Below are 2,254 nucleotides of genomic sequence, written 5' to 3'. Positions count from 1 at the left end.
CTCACCTCGGCCTCAGAGGGAGAACGGCCCAACTCTTGCCGCAGACGGGCAATCACCTTCTTGGCTTGTCGTTGCAGAGTTGTCCAGCGGCGTGGGATCCGCATGGTGGGGCTCTTGTCTCGCAGGTAATGTTGAATTTCTCCGCGAATGTAGGGCAGGGCAAAGGAGCTAAAAGCCAGGCCTCGGCTGATGTCAAAGCGTTCGATAGCTTGAATCAAACCCAAACAGCCAACTTGCACCAGGTCGTCGTACCCCTCATTGCATTGGTTGCGCCAGTGGTGGGCCTCTTTGCGCACCAAGCCCAAGTTCATTTCCACCAGCCGGTTGCGCAGGGCTGGATCGCGATTCTGGTGGTACAGCCGCAACAGTTCGGCAGTTCGGGCTTTAACATCCTCACTAGATGCCATAGATCCACATGCGGCTGGGAATCCGGTCTTGGCCAAAGGCAATGGAGGGGGGGCCGCCGGTCGCCTCAGGGAGACGGAGTTCTTGGGAGAGGTCAGGCGAGGGGCCGTTATCATAGACAACCACTTTACCGATTTGCCGAAAATAACTGTAGAACAAGCACTCAAGGAACTCGAAAACCATTCAAAGGTTGAGGATCCCACCCATAACCAACACCCATCCAGTCAAGAGACGCTTTTGCCCAGCCAGACCCTGCGCAAGCAGGTGCTACAGGGCTACAGGGATGGCGTTAGAAGCACAACCGGACACTGTTGAGATTTGCCAAGAGCTGGAACGTTCTTAGTTTGACCAGGTTTCTTGACCCAAGCAACAGCATCTCCACGGAAAATCGGCGGGTTTCATCGGCAAAAGAGCGCAATTTTCCCGTAAGACCCAACGAAATTGCCGGATTTCTGTTGTTGGCGTGCTCTCGTGGTTATTGGTGATTGGGTCAGGTTGGCGGTGAAACAGCCTGTGCATTCCAGCCTCTCCTCTCCTTCTGGGAGGTGAGAACGTCAAGAGGCTGTTCGTGACAGCGGCGGGGGGTTCTTGGGGGGATCCGTGCCGGCAAGGGCTGCCAAAAAGGATGCAAAACTCGGCTCCTCGCGAATGAGGTCGAAATAGGGCTCAGAGGAGAGCAAGGGGCGGTAGCGTTCCGGCTCCAGGCGTAGGGCTTGCTCCAAAGCTTGTAGGGCCTGAGGCACTTGGCCTTCCCAGGCGTAGCAGCAGGCTTTGGCGTAGTGAGCCTCGGCATTGCTGGGATCCATCTGCAGGGCCCGATCAAAACTCTGGATGGCCAGCTCGTAGAGGTTCAAGTCCATCAGCACCAGGCCGCGCTGCACCCAGATCTGAGGGCGTTTGGGATCCTGCGCCAGGGCACGGTCATAGCTGTTGAGGGCCTCCATCGGGTTGCCGAGGCGGTGGTGGGCAAGGGCATGGCCGGCCCAGAGAGAGGCCGATTCGGAGCCCAGTTGCAGGGCTCGTTCGTAGCTGGCCAGAGCATCGACGTAGCGCTCTAGGTGAAACAGAGCCAGGCCCCGACTCTGCCAAACTTGGGCATTGACGGGGTTGATGGCGAGGGCTTTCTCGTAGCTGATTAGGGATCCCTGCCACCGTCCCAGAGAGGCTAAGGTTAGCCCGTGCAGGTACCACGTTTCCGGGCTGTCGGGGCTGAGGGCAAGGGCCCGTTCGTAGGCACGTAGGGCTTCTTCGTAGCGGCCCAATTGCCGCAGCGTGTTGGCCTGGTTAAAGCGGGCCTCAAAAAAATCCGGTTTCAGCCGCAGAGCCCGCTCATAGCTGGCCAGAGCTTCTTGATGGCGACCGAGATCGTCCAGCAGAGAACCACGGTTGTTCCAGGCTTCGGGGAAGTCCGGCTTCAGCTCCAGGGCGCGGTCGTAGCTGGCCAGGGCAGCTTGGGCTTGCCCCAGGTGGTCGAGGGTGGTGGCGCGGTTGTACCAGGCAATGGGATCCTGCGGCTGATCTCCCACCGCCTGCTCGAAGGGCTGTAGTTGAGCCGCCTGTTCCGCCGAAAGGGCAGATGGGTCAACCGCCGGGGCCGGCGAAACGGTTGTCGATTCTGGGGAGGCAGCACGCTTCTGCCGCCGCAGCCACCAGGCCCAACCCCCGGCCAAAAGCAACAGGCTCGCCCCCAGCACCAGCACGCCCACGTCGGTCGGGGCAATCACAAACGGCATGACCCACTTCCTCTTTTCTGCGCGCCTCTACATCATCACCAAAAAGGGCAAGGGATCGCTGGGCCCTGCCGGCGAGATCAGCTCAATGCGCTTTTCGCCAGGGTAGGTGCTGGGAT

At 59.6% G+C, this 2,254-nt stretch carries 3 protein-coding genes; all 3 read right to left on the bottom strand.

Translation table 11 applies throughout. The annotated features are described in order from the left end of the window. Positions 1-407, bottom strand: a 407-nt coding sequence (locus NW820_RS07895; protein ID WP_414407166.1) for a sigma-70 family RNA polymerase sigma factor, incomplete at its 3' end; no start/stop codon positions are given. Then, positions 397-588: a hypothetical protein gene (locus tag NW820_RS07890; RefSeq protein ID WP_041436759.1), complete on the bottom strand. Its 192-nt coding sequence runs from the start codon at positions 586-588 to the stop codon at positions 397-399. The genes NW820_RS07895 and NW820_RS07890, both read right to left, overlap by 11 nt. Before the next feature lie 371 nt (positions 589-959). After that, positions 960-2,138 (bottom strand): tetratricopeptide repeat protein, encoded by a 1,179-nt coding sequence (locus NW820_RS07885; RefSeq protein WP_414342823.1) that lies wholly within the window; start codon positions 2,136-2,138, stop codon positions 960-962. Positions 2,139-2,254: the final 116 nt, after the last annotated feature.

It is taken from the genome of Synechococcus sp. R55.7 (genome assembly GCF_047461955.1).
Lineage (GTDB): Bacteria > Cyanobacteriota > Cyanobacteriia > Thermostichales > Thermostichaceae > Thermostichus.
This window is presented reverse-complemented; position numbering and strand designations above follow the sequence as displayed.